Annotated in this window: 23 protein-coding genes; 6 read left to right on the forward strand and 17 right to left on the reverse strand. The window is 26.9% G+C overall.

Annotated elements, in window-relative coordinates; genetic code table 11:
• Positions 1 to 10: 10 nt before the first annotated feature.
• From CKV72_RS06315 to CKV72_RS06330, 4 genes are all read right to left on the reverse strand, one after another.
• The gene (locus CKV72_RS06315) at positions 11 to 1,696 is read right to left on the reverse strand and encodes a UvrD-helicase domain-containing protein (protein ID WP_089866643.1); all 1,686 of its coding nucleotides are present in this window, start codon (positions 1,694 to 1,696) and stop codon (positions 11 to 13) included.
• Entirely contained in the window at positions 1,683 to 4,292 is a 2,610-nt protein-coding gene (locus CKV72_RS06320; protein ID WP_089866646.1) for a hypothetical protein, read from the reverse strand. Before CKV72_RS06320 ends, CKV72_RS06315 begins: the two co-directional genes overlap by 14 nt.
• Positions 4,285 to 4,863, reverse strand: a complete 579-nt coding sequence (locus CKV72_RS06325; protein ID WP_095177788.1) for a 3'-5' exonuclease — start codon at positions 4,861 to 4,863, stop codon at positions 4,285 to 4,287. The genes CKV72_RS06320 and CKV72_RS06325 overlap by 8 nt, the downstream gene beginning before the upstream one ends.
• A 140-nt stretch (positions 4,864 to 5,003) precedes the next feature.
• Positions 5,004 to 6,725: a UvrD-helicase domain-containing protein gene (locus CKV72_RS06330; RefSeq protein ID WP_095177789.1), complete on the reverse strand. Its 1,722-nt coding sequence runs from the start codon at positions 6,723 to 6,725 to the stop codon at positions 5,004 to 5,006.
• A gap of 166 nt (positions 6,726 to 6,891) precedes the next feature.
• Between CKV72_RS06330 and CKV72_RS06335 the strand changes: the two genes are divergently transcribed.
• Positions 6,892 to 7,875 carry an alpha/beta hydrolase gene (locus CKV72_RS06335; protein ID WP_095177790.1) on the forward strand — a complete coding sequence of 328 codons (984 nt, stop codon included), beginning with the start codon at positions 6,892 to 6,894 and terminating at the stop codon, positions 7,873 to 7,875.
• Positions 7,876 to 8,028: 153 nt separating this feature from the next.
• Here the strand turns inward: CKV72_RS06335 and CKV72_RS12395 are convergent, their stop codons facing one another.
• Entirely contained in the window at positions 8,029 to 8,262 is a 234-nt protein-coding gene (locus CKV72_RS12395; protein WP_238056357.1) for a hypothetical protein, read from the reverse strand.
• Positions 8,263 to 8,578: 316 nt separating this feature from the next.
• Between CKV72_RS12395 and CKV72_RS06345 the strand changes: the two genes are divergently transcribed.
• Both CKV72_RS06345 and CKV72_RS06350 read left to right on the forward strand, forming a co-directional pair.
• Positions 8,579 to 9,748 (forward strand): dicarboxylate/amino acid:cation symporter, encoded by a 1,170-nt coding sequence (locus tag CKV72_RS06345; RefSeq protein WP_095177791.1) that lies wholly within the window; start codon positions 8,579 to 8,581, stop codon positions 9,746 to 9,748.
• A gap of 137 nt (positions 9,749 to 9,885) precedes the next feature.
• Positions 9,886 to 11,283, forward strand: a complete 1,398-nt coding sequence (locus tag CKV72_RS06350) for a hypothetical protein (RefSeq protein WP_095177792.1) — start codon at positions 9,886 to 9,888, stop codon at positions 11,281 to 11,283.
• 48 nt (positions 11,284 to 11,331) lie between these two features.
• On the opposite strand, the gene CKV72_RS06355 is transcribed toward CKV72_RS06350, so the two are convergent.
• Together CKV72_RS06355 and rpsA are read right to left on the reverse strand one after the other, a co-directional pair.
• On the reverse strand, positions 11,332 to 11,754 hold the full coding sequence (locus tag CKV72_RS06355) for a hypothetical protein (RefSeq protein WP_095177793.1): 423 nt from the start codon (positions 11,752 to 11,754) through the stop codon (positions 11,332 to 11,334).
• 67 nt (positions 11,755 to 11,821) lie between these two features.
• Positions 11,822 to 12,985, reverse strand: a complete 1,164-nt coding sequence (gene rpsA / locus CKV72_RS06360) for a 30S ribosomal protein S1 (RefSeq protein WP_095177794.1) — start codon at positions 12,983 to 12,985, stop codon at positions 11,822 to 11,824.
• Positions 12,986 to 13,149: 164 nt separating this feature from the next.
• On the opposite strand from rpsA, the gene CKV72_RS06365 reads away from it, so the two are divergent.
• Positions 13,150 to 13,494 carry a spore germination protein GerW family protein gene (locus CKV72_RS06365; protein WP_095177795.1) on the forward strand — a complete coding sequence of 115 codons (345 nt, stop codon included), beginning with the start codon at positions 13,150 to 13,152 and terminating at the stop codon, positions 13,492 to 13,494.
• A 51-nt stretch (positions 13,495 to 13,545) separates the two neighbouring features.
• Here the strand turns inward: CKV72_RS06365 and CKV72_RS12400 are convergent, their stop codons facing one another.
• The 5 genes from CKV72_RS12400 to CKV72_RS06390 form a co-directional block, all read right to left on the reverse strand.
• Positions 13,546 to 13,914 carry an FMN-binding protein gene (locus tag CKV72_RS12400; RefSeq protein WP_242955712.1) on the reverse strand — a complete coding sequence of 123 codons (369 nt, stop codon included), beginning with the start codon at positions 13,912 to 13,914 and terminating at the stop codon, positions 13,546 to 13,548.
• A gap of 6 nt (positions 13,915 to 13,920) precedes the next feature.
• Positions 13,921 to 15,369 carry a flavocytochrome c gene (locus tag CKV72_RS06375; protein WP_095177796.1) on the reverse strand — a complete coding sequence of 483 codons (1,449 nt, stop codon included), beginning with the start codon at positions 15,367 to 15,369 and terminating at the stop codon, positions 13,921 to 13,923.
• Positions 15,370 to 15,486: 117 nt separating this feature from the next.
• Positions 15,487 to 16,185 carry a response regulator gene (locus CKV72_RS06380; protein ID WP_089865074.1) on the reverse strand — a complete coding sequence of 233 codons (699 nt, stop codon included), beginning with the start codon at positions 16,183 to 16,185 and terminating at the stop codon, positions 15,487 to 15,489.
• Positions 16,163 to 17,779 carry an ATP-binding protein gene (locus tag CKV72_RS06385; protein WP_089865070.1) on the reverse strand — a complete coding sequence of 539 codons (1,617 nt, stop codon included), beginning with the start codon at positions 17,777 to 17,779 and terminating at the stop codon, positions 16,163 to 16,165. Before CKV72_RS06385 ends, CKV72_RS06380 begins: the two co-directional genes overlap by 23 nt.
• A gap of 174 nt (positions 17,780 to 17,953) precedes the next feature.
• Entirely contained in the window at positions 17,954 to 19,078 is a 1,125-nt protein-coding gene (locus tag CKV72_RS06390; RefSeq protein ID WP_089865065.1) for a D-alanyl-D-alanine carboxypeptidase family protein, read from the reverse strand.
• A gap of 129 nt (positions 19,079 to 19,207) precedes the next feature.
• Here CKV72_RS06390 and CKV72_RS06395 point away from each other — a divergent pair, with 129 nt between their 5' ends.
• Both CKV72_RS06395 and ytfJ read left to right on the forward strand, forming a co-directional pair.
• Positions 19,208 to 19,714, forward strand: coding sequence for a DUF2953 domain-containing protein (locus CKV72_RS06395; RefSeq protein ID WP_157726549.1), 507 nt, complete (start codon positions 19,208 to 19,210; stop codon positions 19,712 to 19,714).
• A gap of 25 nt (positions 19,715 to 19,739) precedes the next feature.
• Positions 19,740 to 20,174 carry a GerW family sporulation protein gene (gene ytfJ / locus CKV72_RS06400; RefSeq protein WP_089865059.1) on the forward strand — a complete coding sequence of 145 codons (435 nt, stop codon included), beginning with the start codon at positions 19,740 to 19,742 and terminating at the stop codon, positions 20,172 to 20,174.
• A 214-nt stretch (positions 20,175 to 20,388) separates the two neighbouring features.
• Here the strand turns inward: ytfJ and scpB are convergent, their stop codons facing one another.
• From scpB to xerD, 5 genes are all read right to left on the reverse strand, one after another.
• Positions 20,389 to 20,958, reverse strand: coding sequence for an SMC-Scp complex subunit ScpB (gene scpB, locus CKV72_RS06405; protein WP_174209066.1), 570 nt, complete (start codon positions 20,956 to 20,958; stop codon positions 20,389 to 20,391).
• Complete coding sequence (locus CKV72_RS06410; protein ID WP_095177797.1) at positions 20,933 to 21,697, reverse strand: segregation/condensation protein A; 765 nt, start codon at positions 21,695 to 21,697, stop codon at positions 20,933 to 20,935. The genes scpB and CKV72_RS06410 overlap by 26 nt, the downstream gene beginning before the upstream one ends.
• Before the next feature lie 77 nt (positions 21,698 to 21,774).
• Entirely contained in the window at positions 21,775 to 22,962 is a 1,188-nt protein-coding gene (locus CKV72_RS06415) for a D-alanyl-D-alanine carboxypeptidase family protein (protein ID WP_095177798.1), read from the reverse strand.
• A 254-nt stretch (positions 22,963 to 23,216) separates the two neighbouring features.
• On the reverse strand, positions 23,217 to 24,032 hold the full coding sequence (locus CKV72_RS06420; protein ID WP_095177799.1) for a purine-nucleoside phosphorylase: 816 nt from the start codon (positions 24,030 to 24,032) through the stop codon (positions 23,217 to 23,219).
• A gap of 31 nt (positions 24,033 to 24,063) precedes the next feature.
• Positions 24,064 to 24,906: a site-specific tyrosine recombinase XerD gene (xerD, locus tag CKV72_RS06425; RefSeq protein WP_202192219.1), complete on the reverse strand. Its 843-nt coding sequence runs from the start codon at positions 24,904 to 24,906 to the stop codon at positions 24,064 to 24,066.
• Between the last annotated feature and the right edge of the window lie 303 nt (positions 24,907 to 25,209).

Raw genomic sequence — 25,209 nt, forward strand, 5'->3', positions numbered from 1 at the left:
AAATATAAAATTAACTACTATAAAGACATCTTATCATTTCTATATTTTTCTTTGTAAATCCTTTATTCGTGTAGTCTTTATAGTCAAAATCTAGTATAAAATTTGAAATTTGACTTTCTCGCCTACAACCATTAGCTATGATATAAAGTTGGCTTTTAGCTCTAGTCATTGCAACATAAAATAATCTTTTTTCTCTATTTATAAATTCCTCAATATCCTTATTTATTAAAGATTGATCCTTTCCTTCATTTTCTTCTCTGATTTTTCTTATTTCCTCTCTGTGAGGATAATATCTATGATTAAAGTCTAGAATAAATACTACATCAAATTCTAGTCCCTTAACATCATATGGATTTGTATAAAATATTTGTTTTTCTCCTGTGTGCTTAAACCTTTTACTATAATTATCTATGTCACTAAACCCAGTTAAAATTTTTTGTTCTAATAATATTCTCCTATTGGATTTATGTCCTGTTTTAGGCTTTAAGTCATCTCTGTGTATAATTGCTATGGTTTTGGTAACATCTTTTTTAAAAATTTTATTAACTTCTTTTGCCACATAATTTACTGCCCCAGTCTCATTTTCAAAAGATATAATACTAGGTCTGTCCCCTTCTTTTACAAAATATTTTTCTTTATATTTATCTCTAGTATCCGTAAGTTTTAATTCATTTGCCAATTTTATAATTTGAGCTGTAGAACGATAATTCTTATTTAATATTTTATGTCTACCTTTTTCGTGTATCTTAAGCCCTATTTTTTCATACGTTAAAGGACTTTTTTTGTATATTTTTTGTTTAGCATCACCTGAAACAACTATACTTTTCTTAGTTAAAAGACATAATGCCTTTAATTGCATTGGATCTAAGTCCTGCACCTCATCTACAAATATATAATCAAATTTGCAGCTATCATCAATCATATAGTAATTTTTTATTATTTCTAAAGCATAATCTTCCAAATCCAAATAATTTTGAAATTTAGTTTTTAACTGTTTTTCATATTCTTGAAATATTTTAAACACAGTATTTCTTTGAGCAACCGTAAGCCTTATACTTTGACTCCTTCCAGATCTTACAGTGTTTAAATAATCCTCTTTTTTAATAAGTCCATTGGCTTTCATCCAAATTATCTCATCTCTTATAAAACTTCCATCATGGGTTTTATATAATTTCTCACTTTTTGACAGCTGCTTATATTCTGGAGAAGACTTTTCTTTATATTTGTATAAAATCCCCTCTATTCTTCTATAGGCTGTACCTTTATAATATTCTATTCTATTGACTGTTAATTTAGCTAAACTTCTATTTGTAATTCTAAGTTTTTTTAATAATTCTGATGCCATTTGGTGGAAAGTACATATTTTGATATCATGTTTTGTCTTATTCTCATTGTATTCTTTACAAGTATCTAATCTTTTTTTAGTATCTTCAATTAATGTATTATTAAAGGTTACATACAATATTTTTTTGCCTTCCTCTTCTTTTATAAGGGTATTAATAAACTTATATAAAAGCGTTATACTTTTCCCAGTGCCTGCAAATCCTCCTATAAACATTTGTTCATCTTCATGTTCAATTATCCTTATTTGTTCAGGTGATAACTTTATTTCCTTAAAAAAATCATATCCATTAAAATTTTGCCATACCTTAGATAATTTATTAAAAAAAGCTATGCTTTCTTCATTTAGCGCCAATTCTAAAAACCCCCTTTCTACAAGTATATATATGCGGACACATACTACAATGTCTTCCAGGATTATGAATATAATTTTCTAAAAAATACTTTTCTAAAAACTCTTTAAACATTTCTTCTGAATTTAAATTATCTTTATTGTATCTATTTCTAATTTTATATCTTTCTTGTACTATGTATTTACTCCTTAAGGTATATAAACCATCTACATTTTTAGGATAATTAATTCCTTTAAAGTTTTTATAATTTTTAAGATAACCCTTAGAGTAATTTATTAGCATAATATTTTCTTTAACCACGTCCTGCCATTGAGGAAATAAAGGTAAAATAAATTTTTTTATATTATCGTAATAGTTTGGTATATTATCTTTTAATAAGGATACTAAAATAGATAATATGACTCTATTATGGAAATCACTTTTATATATTGGATAAGGATCTAGTATACTTGAATATAAAAATTTTTCCTCACAAAAGTCTAAATCTTTATAAGCTACTTCTGGAATATTTATATGTTTATACTTATATTTTTTCACTTCATCCCTATGTAAAGCATGGTAATCTAATACATTTATATTCTCTTTTGCACCTTCAAATATATCTATAAAATTCTCATCACTTTTATCATTTTTATATAAATTTTCCACATGCCTTAATATGACACTTTTACTATCATTATCTCTTAAATCCTTTATCCAACTAAACATTATCTTACCTTTAAAATTTATAAACACATTTGCAATTAGAAATTTTAAAAAATAATCTATGCTTTCTTCATTGTATTTGTATTTGTTTTCTAAATCTAATTTTTTATCAATATAATTTTTTACATTATTCTTAATTACCAAATTATCAAACAATATTTGTTTTAAAGTTTTTCTAGATATGATAAAAGAATATCTCCTTTTATTGTCTATATATTGTTTGTATGCTTTATAAGATAAATCTGCTATATGTAGATAGCCCTTACAAATATCTGTCCTGTTAATAAATCCTTCTAAATGGTCTATGGAAACACTTTGTTCCTCTTTTATATTTCCATCTTTTATTGATAATAACGTATTAAATACTTCCTTTAATTCATCTATGTGAATTAATTTTTTATTAAAATTATAATTTAAGGCTATCTTTATCCTTTCATGAACCCAAGATATGTTTTCATCTTTTTTTAATTCTTTTATATATAAATTACTATTGTATATTTTTTTTAGTATTTTTACGTGATTTTCATATTCAATTAATCCTTCTTTATTTTCTAATAAAACTAATATTATTCTTTTTAACTTTTGTGTTAATTTAATTATTTGATTTAAAGTTAAATCATACCTTTCAAAATTCACATAGCTAAGTGCCCTGAAAGGATTTATAAGTAACTTAGGTATACTTTCTTTATTTTTTCCTGTTTCAAATATATCATTAATATCTTTAAAATCTCTTAAATTATTAAGTCTTATTAAAATTTCATCTATGGTTTCTACTCCCTTAAAATAATCTTCATTTTCTTTAAAAAATTCTAAGGCATCTTTACCATTGTATACATATGTTTTTTCTATATATTCAACCCAACCCGATGTTATTAATTCTACAAAAATATTATAATCCACCTTTATATCATCTTTTTTAAAACTACATTCATATATATTTTTTATAAATCTTCCAAGTCTTGTACTATAACAATGTCTGTATTTTTTCTTAGAATAATCTATACATGGCTTTATACTATCTTTTGTAAAAGTTATCACCTTTTTATTTTCTATATCTTTTGTAAAATTGCTTATTTCATAATATGTTTTTGTACTCACATCTTCTTTCGTATCACAAATTCTATCCCCCTCAATAAAAGCTATATATTTAGATTTTTTTACATATTCACTAAAGTCTTTTTTATTATAAGTCCATTCAAACATATCCTTACTATAGATATTTTCCCAATACTTATTTACTTCTCTTAATCCATTAAAATATGGTATTCTAAATATTATTTCATACCCAAATTTTTTAAGTCTATAAAATAACATTATTCTTTTTAGATTTAGTTCACTTATATTATAAAAATATATTTTATTAATTATAATACTTTCATTTTCACTTTCTTTATAAACCAGTTTCTTTTTTCTAATTAATTCTTTGTAAATAATTTGAAATTCTTTGTTTCTAAAGTAACTCTTAAAAATACTTTTAAATATTTTATCTTCTAAACTATCTTCTATATTAATATTTATATTTTTAATTTCACATTCCGCTAAAAACAATAATGTTTCAAATACATTATCTATATTTGTTATAAAGTAATTTAATTTTTCACATTCTCTTTTAGTAATATATACATTTTTAAGTTTGTTAATTTCATCTCTTAATTCTGATTTTAATCTGGTTCTTTTTAACGGTTCCTTCCAATTTGAATATAGTTTTTCTTCAAATTTTTCTATATCTATTATTGTTTTTTTACCTAAATTCTTCGATAATACAATTCCTCTATTAACTTCTCTTATTAAAGAGGTTAAAGTAGAGTTAGCTGTTACATAAATAGCATCTTTTTCTATAGATAAATTTTTAAAGTATTCTAATGAATTGTCATGGGTTTCAACCTTAAACATTTTCTATTCCCCCAGATATTAAATTTTCCCAACTATTTATAGATGTATTTGCAGAAACCTCTCTTTTATCTATATATAATTCTTTTTTACATCGAGTGGTGGCAACATAAAAAAGTCTGGTTTCTTCTGCTATTATCTCGCTTTTTTCGTCTCTCATATATTGGTTAAAATAATTATTTTTAAAGACCTTATCTTCATTATTATCTTTAAAAGAAAGCTTGTACCCTATTTTATAACCTTCTTTTTCAATATTTCTAAAAATAATTTCTACTTTTCTATCTATTAAAAATTTATTGGTGGTTTTAGGCAAAATAACATACTCAAATTGAAGTCCTTTTGCTCTGTGAACTGTCATACACTTTACATATTCTTTTTCATTTTTCTTAGATGGTTTTCTCGCATCTACACTTTTATCTGTAGCTATTTTCACTCTTAAAAACTTTTCTATTCTTTCTATGGATACATATTCTGTTAGAAATTTATCTTTTAATAAATAAACTAAATAATCTAAATTTATTTTGTATTCCAATGCCATAAGTTTTATGTTTCTGCTTTTGCTATTTAAATTCATAGATTTTTTTCTATAATAATTTAATTCAGGTTTTGTAGTATTTATAATCTCATCTATTACTGATAATGGATTAGTATTATGTATTTTTTTTCTATAATAGTCCCAATTATTTTTGCATAGTATATTATTTAAATATTCATCTATTTTTTATCTTCTTCATTAAATCTCTCTATTATCTCTTTTTTATTTACAGTGTCTTTTATATAAGGTGAATTTATTAAAGAATAGTTAATTCTATTATCTTTTAGATATATTAAAGATTTAATCATTAGATAAAAATCCTTTACTACACCTTGCCTATAAAAGTCTCCCTTTGTTTCCACATGACAAGGTATGTTATATATATCACACATACTCTTTATTTCTAATGCATCTTCATTACTTCTAACTAGTATAGCAATTGTTTCTTCAGGTTGTTTTTTATCTAAAAGTTTATCTAAAAGTTCAACTTTGTTTTTATCTTCTTTTAATGATTTATATATTATATTATTAGGTTTATTCGTATTTATTTTTGAATAAATATAATCATTTTCTTTATACTTAAACTTAAAAATTCTTTTATCTATATCAATAAATAAATTGTTAATATCTTTTAGCAACTCAGCTTCTGTTCTATAATTTTGGACTAATGTAAATTCTAATAACTGTTTTGGATTATATTTTAAATGTTCCTTTAATTTTTTAAATGCTGTATACTCTGCTCCTCTAAATCTATAAATACTTTGTTTTTCATCTCCCACTGAAAATAAATCCAAATTTTTATATTTACAAAGATCTGTTATAAATTTTATTTGTATATTATCTATATCTTGAAATTCATCTACCATAATGAGTTTATAATTATGATTTATTCTTTGTATTAATTCTATATTTGTAATTCGCTTCATTAGATCACTTACTTCTAATTTATTTTCCTTAATGTCATGGAGTTTTTTATTGGCATATCTTAATACATATTCTATAAGAAAAGAGACTTTATTTTCATCTTGCCCAAAATCCAATTTTATTTTATCTGAATTCAAATCAATAGAATGATTATCTAATTTACCCCATATCGTCTTTATTTTATTTACTAAATCATACATAGGAAAATATTTTACATTTAAATATATATCTGGATATTCCTTGGAAAACTTATCTATAGCTTCTTCTAAAAATAATTTTTTATAATCCTCAAAGGTTGTAATTTTAATTTTTTCATTTATACTCTTATTTAAAGAAAATTCATCTATAATGGATTTTGCAAAGGAGTGTATAGTGCTTATGTTAGTTTCCGATACTTCAGATAGCATGTTTAAATATGTTACATCTTCAGTAAAACTATAATATTTTTCTAATATTTCTATTAAACGTTCTCTCATTTCTATACTAGCTTCATTTGTAAAAGTTATAAGTATAGTATTGCTAAATATAAAATCTTTTACGGTTTTTCTTAAAAACATTAATCTATTTATCATAGCTGTGGTTTTTCCAGTGCCTGCACTTGCAGTTACAATTATATTTTTATTTGTGTTAGCATTTATTATTTCATATTGTTCATTATTAAATTTATTTTCTTTACTACAACATACATCTTCATAAAAGCTTTTATTTAATATATTTCCATCATAAGCAACTAAACCTTCATCATAATTTAATTCTCCTAAATCATCAAATATATTTAAAAAACCATTACTTTTAGCATATTTTAAAAAATCTATTTCATTATATTCGTTAAGTTCTAATTCCACTTCAAAACTATAATTTAAAAATAGATTTACTATTATACCTGTTTTTAATAGCTTTTTTATATTATTTATTTTTTGTATATCTAATTCAGAGTAATAATATATAGCAGAATATTCCATATTGACATTTTCCATATTTCATCACCTACTATCACTATATTACATTTTTATAAGCTTACTTACATAATTACAAAAATATATTCATATTATTTAAATTATACCATATAATTAAACTTATTGACTCACCATATAAAAAGTGTAAAATCTATATATAAACTTTATATTAAGAGGAGTTACTATAATGAAAAAATTTTTTAAACTTATAAAAGTATTATTGATTATTTCCATAATTTTTATATCATCTTTTGCTTTTATTAACAGAGGCAAAATCAAATTTTATATAAGCGCTGTGAAAAAATACATGCGTTTTCAGGAAAGCTTTTCTACTAGTTCTAATATGGATAATTTAAAGGGCATGGACAGTATGGATATGAAAAACTTAGTTTATAAAAATACTAATAATGTTCCCCTAACATTAGATATCTATAAAGCTAAAAAAGAACTTCCTAAAGGATCTCCTGTAATTCTGTATGTTCATGGCGGTGCTTGGGTTTATGGGGATAAAAATATACCAAATATAATTTCACCTATTTTAGATACTTTCCGCGATGAAGGATTTACCATAATAAGTGTAGATTATGAGCTTATGAAACCTGGTATTTTATTTGATAAACTTACCTCAGATGTTAAAGATGCTGTAAGATGGGTTTATAAAAATAAAGATGCTTACAATTTTAATACAGATGAAATTGGACTTTTAGGTATTTCCTCTGGAGCTCACCTATCTTTACTTGCTGGTTATAGTAATGATAATGAATTTAAGGGAGATCCTAATTTAGCTAATTATCCATCTAAAGTTAAATACATTGTGGATCTTTTAGGACCTACGGATTTAAATAGTTTAGATTTTTCAAAAGCTAGTTGGGATATCAATAATATTTTAAACTCAATCCCCGACGTAAAAGAAGTAGCTTCTAAATATAGCCCAATAAACTATGTTCATAAAAATGCACCAAAAACCTTAATGGTTTACAGCAAAACGGATTCCCTTGTTCCTTACAAAAACTGTACTGAACTATACAATCAATGTAAAAGCAATGGTGTTTTTGTAGAGCTTGTAAATCTCGAAAATAGTGAACATGATTTCTCAAATCTAAACAAAGAAGACATACTCTCACTATCCAAAGGTATATTAAAATTCATAGTTCAAAACTCCCCACTATAAGCAGCGAACCAATTTTGAATGTTAATTCAAAATTTCGTGAGTCGCTTACTCCTACCATCCCCAAAGATGTGTAGGAGTTTCCTATATCTCGAACCAATTTTGAATATAAATTAAAACAGGGCTATCTAAAATTCAGATAGCCCTTTACCTTTATTATTTAACTTTAAATTTACTAATTTCCTCCTGAAGTTCACTAGTTAATTCACTTAAATCATTAGCAGTCTTTGCTACTTCCTGTGATGAAGAATTCATTTCTTCTGAGGAGGCTGAAATTTCTTCTGAAGAAGCTGATACCTCTTCTGCAATAGAAGATGCTCCTTCTATATTTCCAAATATACTATTCTTTTCATTATTTATATTATTTGCAGACTTACTTAAGTAATCCATCTTTGGAACTACTTCTTCTATAGATAAAATTATATTTTCAAAGGATAATAAGGAATCTTTTATAACCTCTGAAGAATTTTTTAGCTTTTCATCTATATTTCCTGTATCTTCTATAATATTTTTAGTATCTTTTTATATTCCCTCTATTAAAAGACTTATATTTATGTAAAATTTATTTTTATTATGTGAATTTGAAAGTATTCTTTCATTTTTCAAATAATTTATTGAAAATTTCTAATAATTATGATATACTCTTAATTGGATTTTGCGCAAAGTTCAATTAATTTTAATACTTTACTTTGAAGGGAGTATATTTATGAGTAAGAAAATGAAATTAGGTCTTATTCCTAAAATAATTATTGGTATCATTTTGGGAGTTTTTATTGGTAAGTTTTTTCCAGAAGGCTTTGTTAGAATCTTTGTAACTTTTAGTTCTATATTTGGCAATTTCCTTGGATTCATAGTTCCATTATTAATACTAGGATTTGTTACTGCAGGAATTGCGGAACTTGGAGCTGGTGCTGGTAAATTATTAGGAATAACTGTTGGAATTGCTTATGGTTTTACATTAATATCTGGTGTATTTGCCTATGGCGTAGGTTCTACTCTTTTACCAAGCATAATAACTTCAGATGCAGCTAAGAATATAGCAACTAGTGGTGAAAGCTTAGAACACTTTTTTACTATAGACATGCCTCCAATAATGGGCATTACTTCAGCTCTTGTGCTATCTTTTATACTAGGTTTAGGTATAGCTGCTACTAAGAGTGAAGGCCTTAAAAAAATTGCTTTTGAATTCCAAAATATAATAAGTAAAACAATTGAAAGTGTTATCATCCCACTATTACCTATACATATTATGGGTATATTTGCAAATATGACTGCTAGTGGACAAGTTTCAACAATATTTTCCGTATTCTGGAAAGTATTCCTAATAGTAATTATATGTCATTATGTAATAATATTTTTCCAATTTTTAATAGGTGCTATAATTTCTAAGAAAAATGTCTTTGAATGTTTAAAATTACAGGTTCCTGGATACTTAACAGCTTTAGGTACTCAATCCTCTGCTGCAACCATACCTGTTAATCTAAAATGTTCAGAAAATATGGGTATATCCAAAGGTATAAGAGATTTTGTTATTCCACTTTGTGCAACTACTCATATGTCTGGTAGTACAATAACTTTATCACTCTGTGCTATGTCCGTTATGATGCTTCACGGAATGCCAATTACTTTTAGTAGTTTCTTTGCTTTTGTAGCAATGCTTGGTGTTTCAATAGTGGCAGCACCTGGTATACCTGGTGGCGCTGTTATGGCATCTCTTGGCGCTTTAGAATTAATACTAGGTTTTGATAAACCTATGTTATCTTTAATGATAGCACTTTACATAGCTCAAGATAGCTTTGGAACTGCTTGTAACGTTACAGGTGACCAAGCCGTAGCTATGATTGTGGATACAATCAAAGATAAATTAAAACTTTAATATAATTTCTTTATATACTGCTACTAGTGTATGGATTTTAATTCATGCACTAGTAGTTTTTTTACTTATTTTTGTAACATTTCCTCCTATTCTTTCATATTTTTTAATATCACTACTATTTTTTTGGGAGGACTAAAATGAACTCTATTTTAACATCAATACATTATATTTATATAATATTTATAATTTTAATTTTTTTATTTATGATATTAAAAAAAGATTTATCCATAATTTGTATTTTAGGTGTATTTACTTTAGGCTTTCTAGCAACCAACTCAGTTTCTTCTGCCATTTCTGGCGTATTTAACAGCTTCATATTAGCTATTAGTGAACTTCTAGGTACCATTTTAATTATTTCTACTATAACTGCCATGGGAGTAATCTTAGATAAAACTGGTATTAACCAAACTTTAACATCTCCCTTTAAAAAATTTATGAAAACACCAACATTAGCATATTGGACTATAGGTATTTTAATGATGATTATTTCTCTATTTTTTTGGCCTTCTCCTGCAGTGGCTCTTATTGGAGCAATACTTGTACCTTCTGCTGTAAAAGCTGGACTTCCTGCCATTGGTGCTGCTATGGCTATGAATCTTTTTGGACATGGTATTGCTTTATCTGGAGATTTTATTATTCAGGGTGCTCCAAAGATAATAGCTGATGGAGCCTCTATCTCAGTAAATTCAGTAATATCTGCCTCTCTACCTTTAGTTTTAATTATGGGAAGTGTCACTACCATCGTTGCTTTTATTTTGTTGAAAAAGGATATAAAAAATGGAAATCTTAATAAAGATGAGAATATGTCCGTTGAGAATGGTACACATACTGGTGAATTTGAAAATATATTATCTAAAAATGCTAAAAAAGGTTTTTCTATTTTTATAACATTAATGTTTGCTTTAGATATATTTTTAATGTACAAATTAAATCTTCAAGGTGGAGATGCCACTGCCTTAATTGGAGGAACTTCTATAACTATTTTAATAATTTTAACTCTTTACACTAAAGGAAAAAATGCTTCTTCCTTGGTTACCTCTTATATTGTAGATGGTTTTTTATTTGGATTTAAGGTATTTGGTCCCGTTATTCCTATTGCTGCTTTTTTTTATTTAGGCGATTCTGGGTTTATAACAGTGTTTGGAAATATATTACCTAATGGTTCTAAGGGAATTGTCAATGATATAGGATCATTTCTTGCAAATTCTGTTCCAGTTAATTCATTTATGTCATGTATTACCGTTACAGGAGTTGGTGTACTCACAGGATTAGATGGCTCCGGATTTTCAGGTCTAGCTTTAGCCGGTTCTGTAGCAAAAATATTTGGAATAGCCTTAGGGAAGGGTGTAGAAACCTTAACGGCATTAGGACAAATTTCTACAATTTGGGTTGGAGGTGGAACATTAATACCTTGGGCATTGTTGCCTGTAGCTGCTATATGTAAAGTAGATCCTTTTGAATTAGCTAAGAGAAATTTCAAACCTGTAGTCATAGGTCTCATAGTCACAACTTTTTTCGCTATGTTTATAATATAACAAAAACTTGCAGTTAATAACTGCAAGTTTTTATTTACTTTAATTTAATTATTCTTCATCTAAGTCAAATTCTTCAAAGTCTACTTCTCTGTTGTACATCATAGGCTCCATTTCTCCACATTGTCCCATCATAGGGTGCATTCCATAGCATCCTCCAGGCATCATAGGATACATTCCACCACATCCACACATCATAGGACACATTCCATAATGCATTCCCTGATACATACCAGGCCACATGTTATCCTGCATACCACAAATATTTTCTCCCATGTACATAGGACTTGCACTGCTCATATCCTTACATACCATATCTTCTTTACTTTCTTTTGCCATTGGCATAATGTAATTTGGAGGACATAGTGGAGTTAGACCACACATATTGCAAAGCGGTCTATTCATACTATCCTCATCACACATACTATCCATATAGCAATCTTTCATGTAGTTACAAAACATATAATCCTTCATTACACACCTCAATTAAATTTTTACTACATTAATAGTATATGTAAGCTTAATTTCTTTGTTACTTCTTTTAGAATTTAAAATCTTTTAATTTATCACCTAAAATTTCTCCTAAAGATACTCCCTCTTCTTTGTCACTATACTTTTCTACTTCAACAGAATTTTTATTTTCTACTGCCTTCTTACTTAAAGATATTTTTTTATTTTCTTTATTTATATCTAAAATTTTAACTTTAATTCTATCTCCTACTTTTAATACTTCCTCAGGCTTTAGTATTCTCTCTTCACATATTTCTGATATGTGTAATAGTCCTTCTAATCCATCTTCAAGCTCTATAAATGCTCCAAATTCAACTAATTTTACTACTTTGCCTTCTTCTATAGTTCCTATTTTATGATTGTCTAATACTTTTTTCCAAGGATCTTCTTTTATATCTTTAAGAGCTAAACCTACTCTTTCTCTGTCCCTATCCACATTTAATACAAAGACTTCAACTTCATCTCCTTCTTTTACAACTTCTGAAGGATTATTAATTCTCTTCCAGGAAAGGTCATTTAAGTGTACTAACCCTTCTATTCCTCCAATATCTACAAATGCTCCAAATTTTACAAGTCTTACTACTTTACCGCTTATTTTCTGCCCTTCTTTTAGTGTTTTCCAAAGTTCTTCTCTCTTTTTGGATAGTTTTTCCTGCTCTACTTCTTTTGCTGATAGCACTAATTTATTTTCTTTTTTATTAAATTCAATTATTTTTACATCTTTTTCTTTTCCTAATAATTCATTTAAATCTTTTACAAACTTAGAAGAGATATGGGATGCTGGTATAAAAGCTCTAACTCCATTTATGTGAGTTATTGCTCCTCCCTTTACAATTTCTTCTATTTTTATTTTAAATACATTTCCTTCTTTGAAATCTTTTTCTATCTTATCTAAAGTTCTTATTTTATCCGCTATTTTCTTAGATAAAATAACATTTCCTTCTCCATCATTTAATTTAACTACATATACATAAATCTCTTCATCTTTTTTTAATTCTTCTTTAAAAGCTATATCCTCTAAATCCTCTTTTTTTATAATTCCATCTGCCGCATATCCTATGTTCACTAGTACCTCATCTTCAGATACAGATATTATTCTTCCTTTTACAATGTCCCTTTCTCTAATTTTTTTCATAGTTTTGTCTATTTCTTCCATCATATTCTCCATGGTTAAATCTTCATTTATTTTATTCATAGTAACTCACCCCGTTAATTTTCTAATATTCTAAATAAGCTAAATTTATTATATCAAATATTTTATAAATAGTACAATTCATTGATATAATATATTACAATTATGGGATAATTATAATATGTAATGTTTTATTCACTATTAATTAAAAGAAAGGATTGTTTTAATTGAATTTAAATAATATAGATGCTTTTATAAAAGAATTTCAAGATTCTTTTGATGAAAATATAATAATTGGGAATGAAATAAAAGTAGAAAATATTATATTAATACCTTTAATTAATATTTCCTTTACCTATGGAACATCTGAAAACTGTAATAAAATCAAAAAATTTATGAGAAATAAAGATAGAAAAAATAAAAACTTAGGTTTATATCTAGGTTCAAATGTATATGTATCAGGTGTTTTAATTATAAAAGATGGTGAAGTATCCTTCATATCTACTAAAGAAAAAACGCCTATAGAAAATATAAGTGAAAGTATAAGTAATTTTTATTCTAAAGATGCTTAAAGGAGATAAACAATTTATTTGTCTATCTCCTTTAATTATATTAATTTTATATTATTTTGCTTCCTTTAAAGCATTATTTACTGCTTCTTTTACAGCATTACTAGATACTGTAGCTCCACTTACTGCTTCTACTTTTTCTGTTCCTTGATTCTTAACTATTTCTGGAAGTACCTTTTCTTCTACACTGCCAAATATTCCATCAGTTTCTTTATGATCTGTTACTTTTACATCAGTAATTTTACCTTTTTCTACTTTAACTGAAACTGTTAGATCTCCATTGTGTCCTTTAGTTGTAGCTTTGTATTCTCCATCCTTGTATGCACTTTTACTTCCACAAGCTGTTAATGTTAAAACTGTTGCCACTGCTAAAATTCCTGTTATTAATCTTTTCTTCATATTAGATCTTCCTTCCCAATACATAAATTTTTACTTTGCTAATTTTGCTGCATTTTCTCCTGCTATTCTTCCAAATACTATTAGGTCTGCTAAAGCATTTCCTCCTAATCTATTTCCACCATGGATTCCACCAGTTGCTTCTCCTGCTGCATATAATCCTTTTATAGGTTGTCCATCCTTATTTAAAACTTCTGCATTTGTATTTATCTTTATTCCACCCATAGTATGGTGTACAGCTGGTTCTATTTCTATTGCATATAAATTTCCTTTTGCAAATTCAGTAGGCATATCAGCTCTATTAAAATCATTATCCTTTTTAGCTTTTACATATCCATTGTATGTATCAATTGTTTTCTTTAGTTCATCAGCATTTATTTTTAATTTTCCAGCTAAATCTTCTGGTGAATTTCCAACTGTTGTTAATTCCATTTCAATATATTTTTCTATAGCTTTTAAGCTTTTTCTAACATTTTCATCAAATACTAAATATGAAGTTTTTCCTTCTTGTTGTAAAATAGCCTTTGATACTACATCTCTTGTTTCCATTTCATTTACAAAACGTTTTCCTTCTCTGTTTACAAGTATAGCACCATTACCTCTAACTGCTTCTGTTATCATTATACCCTTTTCTGGTACAACTGTAGGATGTGTTTGAATTTCTTCCATTTGAGTTAATTGCGCTCCTAATTTTTCAGCCATTAAAATTCCATCACCTGTAGCACCTGCATGGTTTGTAGTTCCAAATCCTTTTAACTTATCATTGTATTTTACAAACATTTCTTCGCTGGCACCAAATCCACCTGTAGCTATTATAACAGCCTTAGCTTCTATTGTATATTCTTTCTCTTCTTTATCTACAGCTTTAACTCCTGTTATATTTCCCTTATCATCTTTAAGTATTTCTGTAGCTTTATTCATAGTTCTTACATCTATTTTCTTATCTTCTGCAGCTTTCTTTAAAGTTTTAACTATTTCTGATCCTACTGCACCACCACCTGTTGGCCTGTGTGCTCTATTTTCACTTGCTCCTCCAAGTCTTCCTACATCAGTTAAATCTGCTCCTAAATCAGCTAACCACTCTACAGCTTCTGCTGATTTTTCTGTTAAAAGTTTTACTAATTCAGGTTCTCCCTTATCATGTCCACCTTTCATAGTATCTTTATAAAATGTATCTACGCTATCTTGGATTTTCTTTTCTTTTTGGAACTTAGTTCCGGCTGCATTTATTCCTCCAGTAGCTCTTAGAGTATTACCTCCTACCATTGGCATTTTTTCTAAGACAATTACATCTGCTCCTGCATTTTTTACTTCTACTGCAGCAGCAAGACCTGCTCCTCCTGCACCAATAACTACTACATCAGTTTTTTCATTTTTACCTTCGCTTGTACTTGTAGTTTTAGTATTTCCACCACAGCCTGCCATAATTCCCATAGTAAGCATTGCTGTAGTTACTATAGCTGTAAGCTTTTTAAAATTCATTTGGCAATCCTCCCTTTATTTTGTCAAATCTCTTCATTTAATTACAGTTTATTGTTAAATTAATAACTTTTCAATATTAAATAAATATTGTTATTTTTGTTCATTTTGTTCTCAACTTTATTTAACTTTATACTTATGCTTAGGTCTTCCAACTTTACCGTACTCTAACTTAAAATCTAACTTACCTTCTCTCTGCATATACTCTAAGTATTTTCTTATAGTTATTCTAGCCATACCAAGCTTTTTTGAAATATCTTCTGCAGTAAAATAATTATGACTTTTACATATATAGTTCCAAATCTTTTCATAGGTAAATTTATTTAACCCTTTAGTTAAATGATCATCTTTTTTTAATATATCCTTTTTTTCATATTCCTCATAATTTTTATTGCTTATTAATTTATCTATTGTTGTTTGTTCTAATTCTTCTACATTTTCTAATTTTATATATTTATCTCTGTAATTTTTAAAGGTTTCTTCAAATCTATTAAAAGTAAAAGGCTTTATGATATAATCAATAGCACCATACATTAAAGCTTCTTTTAAAGAATCCTTGCTTCTATCTGCTGTTATTATTATAGCATCTAATTTTATTTCATCTTTTCTTAATTTTTTAAGAAACTCCAGTCCATTTTCTCTTGGAAGATATATATCTAAAAGAATTAAATCTAAGTTATTTTCTGATACTATATATTCATAAGCTTCCTTTAAGTTACTCGCTTTTTTACAAACTTTAAATCCCTCTATTTTTTTTAAAAATCTGTAGTTGATTTCCATAACCATTGGATCATCTTCAATTATCATTACATTTATCATATGTACTATTTCCTTTCATAGGTATATTTATAAACCAAGTTGTTCCACATTTATTAGAAATAAATTGTATATTTCCAAACTTATCTTCTATTATATTTTTCACTATATACATACCTAATCCTCTACTACCAGGCTTAGTTGAAGTATCCTTTAAATATATTTTATCATCAATTTCTTTTGAAATACCCACTCCATTATCTTTTACCATTAAAAATAGTTCTTTATCATCATTTCTAATTTCTATTTCTATTTTCCCAGTGCCATCAACTTTTACTGCATCTATAGAATTGTCTATTAAATTTCCTACTATAGAACAAATTTCTTCAGAATTCATTTTTATTGGAAGTTTTTCTAAAGAACTACTTTCTTTTATAATAAAATTTATTTTTTCTTCTTCACATTTATTGTATTTTGCTAGTAAAAGCCCCTGTAATGGTACGATTTTTATATTTTCATTTATTAGTTCACTTATTTCTCCTCTTTTATATGCCAATTCAGAAATATAATCTACCACCATATCATATTCTTCTATTTGAATAAGACCAGATATGGTATGAAGTTTATTCATAAATTCATGATTTTGTGCTCTTAGGGACCAAAGTATTTTTTTTGCTCCTGTTAATTCTTCTGCAAGTTCTTTAATTCTTGTTAAATCTTCAAAAGTAATAACTAATCCCATAAAATTTTCTTCTTTATCTTCCAATATACTATAATTACACATAAGGGTTGTCCCATTTTTTATTTTATTTTCTACATTCATTAAAGGCTCTTTAGTTTTTAAAACCTCTAATATACTTTCGTCTGACATATAATTAAGCACACTTTTTCCTAAATCTTTATTATTTATACCTAGGAGTTTTTCTGCACTTTTATTATAGTTCAAAATATTACCACTTTTATCAACAGCAATAATTCCATCTTCTACACTTTCTAATATAGCATCTTTTAAACTTAATAATAGTGCTATTTCTTTAGGTTCCAATCCGTAAATACTATCTTTTATGCTATAAGCTAATAAATAAGCTCCTAATATTCCTGTAATTAATCCTAGTAAAATAAAGGGAATGAATTTTGAAAGATTATTGTAAACTTCTAAGTTTACATTTCCTTTTAATATTCCAACAGATACAGCCCCTATTTGTTCTCCATCTTTGTAAACTGGTGCAAATCCTCTAATAGATACTCCCAAAGTTCCCTCAGCCTCTGATACATAAGATTCTCCCGAATTAATTACTTCTACATGATCTCCACCCTTTATTATTTTTCCTATATTTTCTTCTATAGGATGAGAATATCTTATGCCCTCCATATCTATTACTACAATAAAAGTTACATTGGTTTTTAATCTTACTCTTTCAACATAATACTGAAGAGCTAGAGAATCTTTTTTATTTAAATTTCTTTTTATTTCATCAGTCATAGCTAAAGTTTGAGCTAATCTTAAAACTTCTTTAGATCGTTCTTTTTCTATAAGGTTTTTCATTTCTTTAAAGGATAAATAACCTATAATTGAAATAACCGTTACCAATATAGTAAATACATACAAAGTAATTTTTATTTTTAAGGTTACTTTATCTCTTAATTTTGATTTCATTTAATTTAAATGTCTCCTCTCCAAATGTCAATTAATAACTCTTTCATAAGTTTCCACTCCTTTTTAAACATACATACAAAATTATTATATCAAATATTTATTATTGGTGGAAACCTTTGTTAGTAAAGAGTTAAGAATAAATAACTTTCTAAACTCTTTACTAACTGTCAATTGTTATCTAAAAAAATCTTTTAAGAAAAAAGATTTTTTTAAGATAGGTACCTTATAATTATTCTTTGCTACAAGATTTTCTGTAAATATGAGTTTATCTTCCTTAAATACATTTATGCTTCCAATTTTATCTCCCTTGTATACATTATTGTTTATTTCATTGGGTACATTAATTTTTACATTATATTTAACTCCTTTTTCTGTCGGAATTATTATATCTTCTTTGCATATAACTTCCATATCTTTTTTATCTTTAGGAGCTTTAGCTAAAACTTCCCCTTTAGAATACAATTTTTTATATTCATAATTTTTCTCAACATAATTGTTTATTTTTATAGTCTCTTTCCATCTCCCTGGACAATTAAAAAGCACTATTATTACTTCCCTTCCTGAAATATCTACAGAACTTACAAGACATTTACCAGCCCCTCCAGTGTATCCTGTTTTAACTCCTGTAGCATTTGGAAGCTGCCAAAGTATTTTATTTATATTATGGTAATCCCTTGAAAAACCATACTTTCCTTTGCTAATATCTTTTGTGCTAACTATTTCATGAAATAGAGGATGCTTTTTACTTTCTGATGTAAGTATAGCTAAATCGTATGCTGTTGAGTAGTGTTCCTCGCTATCTAATCCATGAGGTGAACAAAAATGGCTATCAATAAGACCTAAACTTGCTGCATATTCATTCATAAGTTTAACAAATTCTTCTTGGCTACCAGCTACTCCCTCTGCTATTGCTATTGCTGCATCATTTCCTGATCTAAGCATTAATCCAAATAAAAGTTCCTTTAATGATATCTTCTCTCCTTTTTTATATCCCACAACAGATCCTCTTATAGATGCTGCTTTAGGAGATATTTCTACCATTTTATCTAATTCTCCATATTTTAAAGTTACTAAGGCTGTTAGTATTTTAGTAGTACTTGCCATGGGCATAATAATTTCTGAATTTCTTTCTGCTAAAACTACCTTAGATTCAGAATCCAAAGCTATATAGGCTCTAGCATTTACATTTAATTTATTTTCTTCTTTATTTAATTCTGAATTTGCTAAAACTCCATAAGTATTTATATTTATAGTAACTATAAAGCATATAAAATATAAAAGTATTTTTTTTAACCTCACCTACAATACACCTCTTCTTATTATTGTTTTTATATAAATTTTATTGATCATTAATTTATTATTCCACATTTTTGTATATTTTTTCTCCGTTGGGATATAATTTCTAATATTATATGGAGGATGAATTTTATGTACATAGCTCTTATACTAATATTATCTTTAATCATTCTTTTATTTATTCCTATTCCAATAAAAATTTACATAACATATTGGGAAAATACCTTGTCTTTAAAAATAGGTAATAAAGTATTTTCTTTAGATAGATTAAAATTAAAAGATATTAATAAAAATTTTTCTGCGGAAAAAATAAGAAAAAAAGAAAGTAAACAAAAACTTTCTTTTAAAAGTATTTTAGGATATTTAAAAAACACATCCTCAAAACCAAAATTAAAACTTGAAATAGATTTAGACTATGGCTTCGAAGATGCATATGTAACTGCTGTTTCTTATGGAATATTTTATTCCATTTACCCCGTTATTTTAGGAGTAATGACTCCTTATTTTACTATAAAAAAAGAAAACCTTAACATAAAACCTCATTTTAACAAAAGAATATTTACTTTTGAAATAAAGAGTATATTTTTCATGAGTATAGCTAAAATTATGTATATATATGTTTATTTACTTATAAAGTAATAAATTAAAAAGGAGGTAATACATAGTGGAAAATCATCCAATAGAAAATTTAATGCAAAACACTATGGAAAACATAAAAAACATGGTAGATGTAAATACCATTGTGGGAAATACAATTCTAACTCCTGATGGGGCTTCCATTATACCTATTTCTAAAGTTTCCTTCGGATTTGCTTCCGGTGGAAGTGAATATAATTCTTCTGTTAGTTCAGATTTAGGAAAATATCCCTTTGGTGGGGGTTCTGGAGCAGGAGTATCACTAAAACCTGTAGCATTTTTATTTATTAAGTCTGGTTCTGTAAGGCTATTACCTGTAAACCAAACAAATCCTTACGATAAAATAATAGATACGGTACCACAACTTGTAGATATGTTTAAAGATGTGTGTAAAAATAAATCTTCCTCAAATAATCAGGAAGATTCCCAAGACTCCATTAATATTGATGATATTAATGAATAAATCCCTTTATATAAAAAATATAGCTTTAGAAATCACCTTCTAAGGCTATATTTTTTATATAGTAAATAACTACGATATTAAACTTTATCTTAACGATTCTTATCATAAAAAGCGATATTTAGCGCAGCAAACGAGCCTTGAAAATAAAGTTAAATTTTTTCAGAGCAAAGCGAAGAAAAATATCCTTAATTGTTCATTATTAATTGTTCATTCTTCAAAGCTTTTCCTCTTCAAACTCCTCTAAAAACTCTTCTAAACTTGGAAGTTCTTTTATGCTTTCCAAACCAAAATGTTTTAAAAATTCTTCTGTAGTACTATATAGTATAGGTCTTCCTGGCACCTCTAATCTACCTGTTTCTTTAATTAAGTTCTTTTGAATTAAGGTTTGCAGTGCTCTATCACTTTTAACTCCTCTAATTTCATCTATATCTACCCTTGTTACAGGTTGTTTGTAGGCCACAATAGATAATGTCTCTAAAGCTGCTTGAGAAAGAGATTGGCTATTATTAGTTTTTAAAAGTTGTTCTATAAAAGAACTATTTTCTTCTTTTGTAACTAATTGATATTTCTTTTCTATTTCTATTAGCTTTATGCCTCTTTTTTTATTATCATATTCTCTTATCATTTTTTCTAAAATCCCCTTAGTTTCTACAACATTTAATTCTATTATTTCACTTACATCTTTTAAACTTAAGGGTTCTCCACTGGCAAATAAAAGAGATTCTATTATTGAAAAAAATCTTAATTCATCCTCTTCATTAATAATACAATTCATTTGTTCCATTATCTTCTATCCTTTCTAAATAGATTTCTTTAAAATTACCTTCTTGAACTACTTTAACTATTTTTATTCTTATTAATTCTAATAAAGCTAAAAAGGTAACTATAACTTCTCCTTTGCAGCTACACATTTTACTAATTTGAGAAAAAGATAAATTTTTATTCTCTATTATTTTATTTTTCAAATATTCCATTTTATCTTCTATTTTAAATTCATCTAATTCTATTTTGTCTGGTATTGTATTGTTCAAATTTATTTTATCTTTATAGTTAGTTATTAGTTCATTATATAAATTGTATAATTCTAATATAGTTATATTTATAAAAATATCTTTATCCTCTTCTTCTTTTTTTTCAATTATCTCTGGTTTCTTAGAATATACTGTAAAACCTTTTTCTAATCTGCCTTTCAAATAACTAGCTGCATTTTTAAACTTTTTGTATTCTATTAGCTTGTCCAATAATATTTTTTCTGGATTTTCTTCTGATAAATCATCTTCTTTTTCCTCTTGAATCTTAGGCAGTAATTCTCTAGACTTTATTTGAAGAAGAGTTGAAGCTATAACTATAAATTCAGAGGTTACTTCTAAATCCATTTCCTTTAAATTTTCAATATACTCCATATATTGTCCAGTGATTTCTGATATCTTTATATTATATATATCTAATTGATTTTTCTTAATTAAATGAAGTAATAAATCAAAAGGTCCCTGAAAATTATGTATTTTAATCTGTAATTCCATATGATCCTCCTGTAGTTTTCTATTTTAAGTTTTAAAAAACATTATGATAGCCTACTAATAGACTATCATAATCTTTATTAAACCGCATTATCAAAAATATTTCTGAAATTATGCAACATATTATCTAATATACCTGATTTTTTTATATCTCTATCAGAATATAATTTAACTTTACCTACTAATTTGTCCCCTACATACACTTCACAATGCCCTACTACTTCTCCTTTATTATAATATTTTTTATCTAGGTTTACTATAGGTTTTTTAGTAATTTTTTCTTTAGAACCTCTCTCCACTACAATATCCAAATCTTCTAGCGCCTTAGCTATAAAAAATTTATCTTCTCTTTTACCTAATTTTACTTGTTCTACTTCACTATCTTTTTTTATAATTTTTTTATTTTCAAATTTGGAAAAACCATAGTTCATAAGATTAGAAGCTTCTTTATTTCTTATTTTATAATTAGGTGCACCCATAATTACCGCAAGTACTCTAACTCCATCTCTTACAGCAGTAGCAGATATACAGTATTTCGCTTCACTAGTATAACCTGTTTTAAGTCCATCGCAACCTTTAAAAAACCTAACTAATTTATTGTGGTTAACCAATCCTATAGGGCTTTTTCTTCCTTCCGAAATTGTTTCCATATATGTTCCCGTATATTTTAACACTTGAGGATGCTTTAAAAGCTCTTGAGACATTAATGCTATATCATAAGCCGTTGTTACATGCCCTTCTTCTGGAAGACCAGAACAATTTTTAAAATTAGTATTTTTCATTCCCAATTTTTTTGCTCTATCATTCATAGCTTTTACAAAAGCCTCTTCGCTACCCTCTAAGTACTCTGCCATGGCAGTAGCAGCATCGTTACCTGATGCTATAGCTATGCCTTTTAATATTTCTTCTACAGTTCTTATTTCTCCCGTATCTAATAGCATACTGCTATTACCACCCTGACCATTTTTCTTAGCATTTTCACTTACAGTAATTTTATCTGTTAATTTTATCTTACCTGAATCTACAGCTTCCATTGCAAGTAACATGGTCATAATCTTTGTTACAGAAGCTGGTGGTAGTTTTTCATTGGCATTTTTTTCGTATATTATCTTACCAGAATTAGGTTCCATTAATAAAGCTGATGATGCCTCCACTTGTATTTCCCCTTTATCTTCTCCCTCTGCTCTTACCCTTACTGGTACCGCAGTGCACTGGAATATAAAAATTAAAAGTATGGTAAATATAAATATCTTTTTATTTTTTTTCAAGTTCCTTTCCTCCTTTCTTCTAAAAATATTTTTCCCCAGCTTTTAAAATTTATCCATTTAAACTAAAAAAATAGATTATCTCATAAAAATGAGATAACCTATTTGGGTAATGAATAAAAAAACTGTGTCGCAGTTTTTTTAACAGCGATGTTTAGTGCAGCAAACAAGCCCTCAAAACAAAATTAAAATTTTTCAAAGCAAAGCGAAGAAAAATCTCCTTAATTGTTCATTATTCATTGTTAATTGTTCATTAATCAAACTCTTTCTATTATATTTCCTACAAGATTTATAAATATATTTTTAACTTTGTTTGAAGTTTCTATAACTTCTTTATGATTTAAAGGCTGATCCAAAATTCCTGCTGCCATATTAGTTATACAGGATATTCCTAAAACTTTCATACCACAGTGCTTTGCTGTTATTGCATCCGGTACTGTAGACATACCTACAGCATCTCCACCTAATATTCTTACCATTCTAACTTCTGCTGGCGTTTCATAAGTAGGACCTGTCATCATGCAATAAACTCCTTTTTTTATGTCTACATTTATATCCTTTGCAGTATCTTCAGCTAATTTGACTAAATTTTTATCATATACATTGCTCATATCTGGAAATCTTGGTCCTATCTTTTCATTATTTTCTCCTATTAATGGATTATTAAAAGCTAAATTTATATGATCTGTTATAATCATAAGATCTCCTGGATTAAAGCTCTCATTTACACCACCTGCTGCATTTGTTACCAATAAAGTCTTTGCTCCCAAGTATTTCATTATATGAATTGGTAAAGATAATATTTCCATAGGATGTCCTTCATAATAATGAATTCTTCCCTGCATCATTACCACATTTTTTCCTTTGTATTTTCCAAAAACATATTGACCCTTATGACCAGTCACTGTTGATTTTGGCATATTAGGTATATCTTCATATTTTACAGTTACTTTGTCTTCAATTTCTTCAGCTAAATCCCCTAAGCCAGAACCTAATATTACTCCTATTTCTGGTGTAATGTTTATTTCGCTTTTTACAAATTCAACACTTTCTAATATTTTTTCTAAATTCATACTGTTTCCTCCTTTGTTGTAACCAATATACTTAAGCCCTAGGATGAGCTTTTCTATAAACCTCAGCAATTTTACTTTTTTTAGATATAGTTGAATAGATTTGAGTAGCCGCTAAATCACTATGTCCTAAAAGTTCTTGTACTGATTTTATATCTGCTCCATTTTGCAAAAGATGTACTGCAAAAGAATGTCTTAAAGTATATGAATCTATAGACTTTTTTATACCTGATATTTTAGCATATTTCTTAACTATTTTCCAAAAACCTTGTCTTGTCATTTGAGTGCCTTTTAAATTTAAAAATAAATAATCCAAATTATATATATTAATATTAGGTCTGATCCTTAAATAATCATCTAAACATTTTACTGCATAGGAACCAATTGGAATAATTCTTTCTTTATCTTTACTTCCTGTACATTTTATATAAGAAAGTTTTAAATTCACATCAAATACCGTCATATTTAAAAGTTCAGTAACTTTAACCCCTGTAGCATACATAACTTCTAACATTGCCTTATCTCTTATACCTTTTTCTTTAGAAATATCTGGTGCATTCAATAAAATATCTACCTCTTCTACAGTTAGTACTTTAGGTATATTTCTTTTAACTTTTGGTATTTCATAATTTATAACTGGATCTTCATCTATATAACCTTTTTTATATAAAAACTTATAAAAATTTCTAATAGAAACTATATTTCTCACAATTGAGGAGTTAGCCTTCCTACTCTTTTGTAAAAATTGAACAAATGCCATTATTGTAACTTCTTCTACCTCTAATATATTTTCTTTTCTTTCTTTTAAAAATTCTAAAAACCTATTTATGTCTCTAATATAAGCATCTAAAGTATTTTTGCTTAAACCTTTATTCATAAGGTAGCTAATATATTTATTAATTAGTTCATCTCTAGTTCTTATATTCACTTTATCATACCCCTCAAATATATTTACTATCTATATTATATAATTCAACAAAATTTTGGAAAAACCTCTATATTTTCAAAAATTCATGAAATATATAAATATAATTCTTTAATATATTACCATTTTTTGATAATATATTTTGTACTAAGATACTATCGTTATGAATATTTTTTTGTCTTAAGTAAATAAATAATATATAATCCAATAATTTAGGTAAAACTTCTCCAAATATTAATAATATCAAAAATGATT

It is taken from the genome of Clostridium cochlearium (assembly GCF_900187165.1).
Taxonomy (GTDB): Bacteria; Bacillota; Clostridia; order Clostridiales; family Clostridiaceae; genus Clostridium_G; species Clostridium_G cochlearium.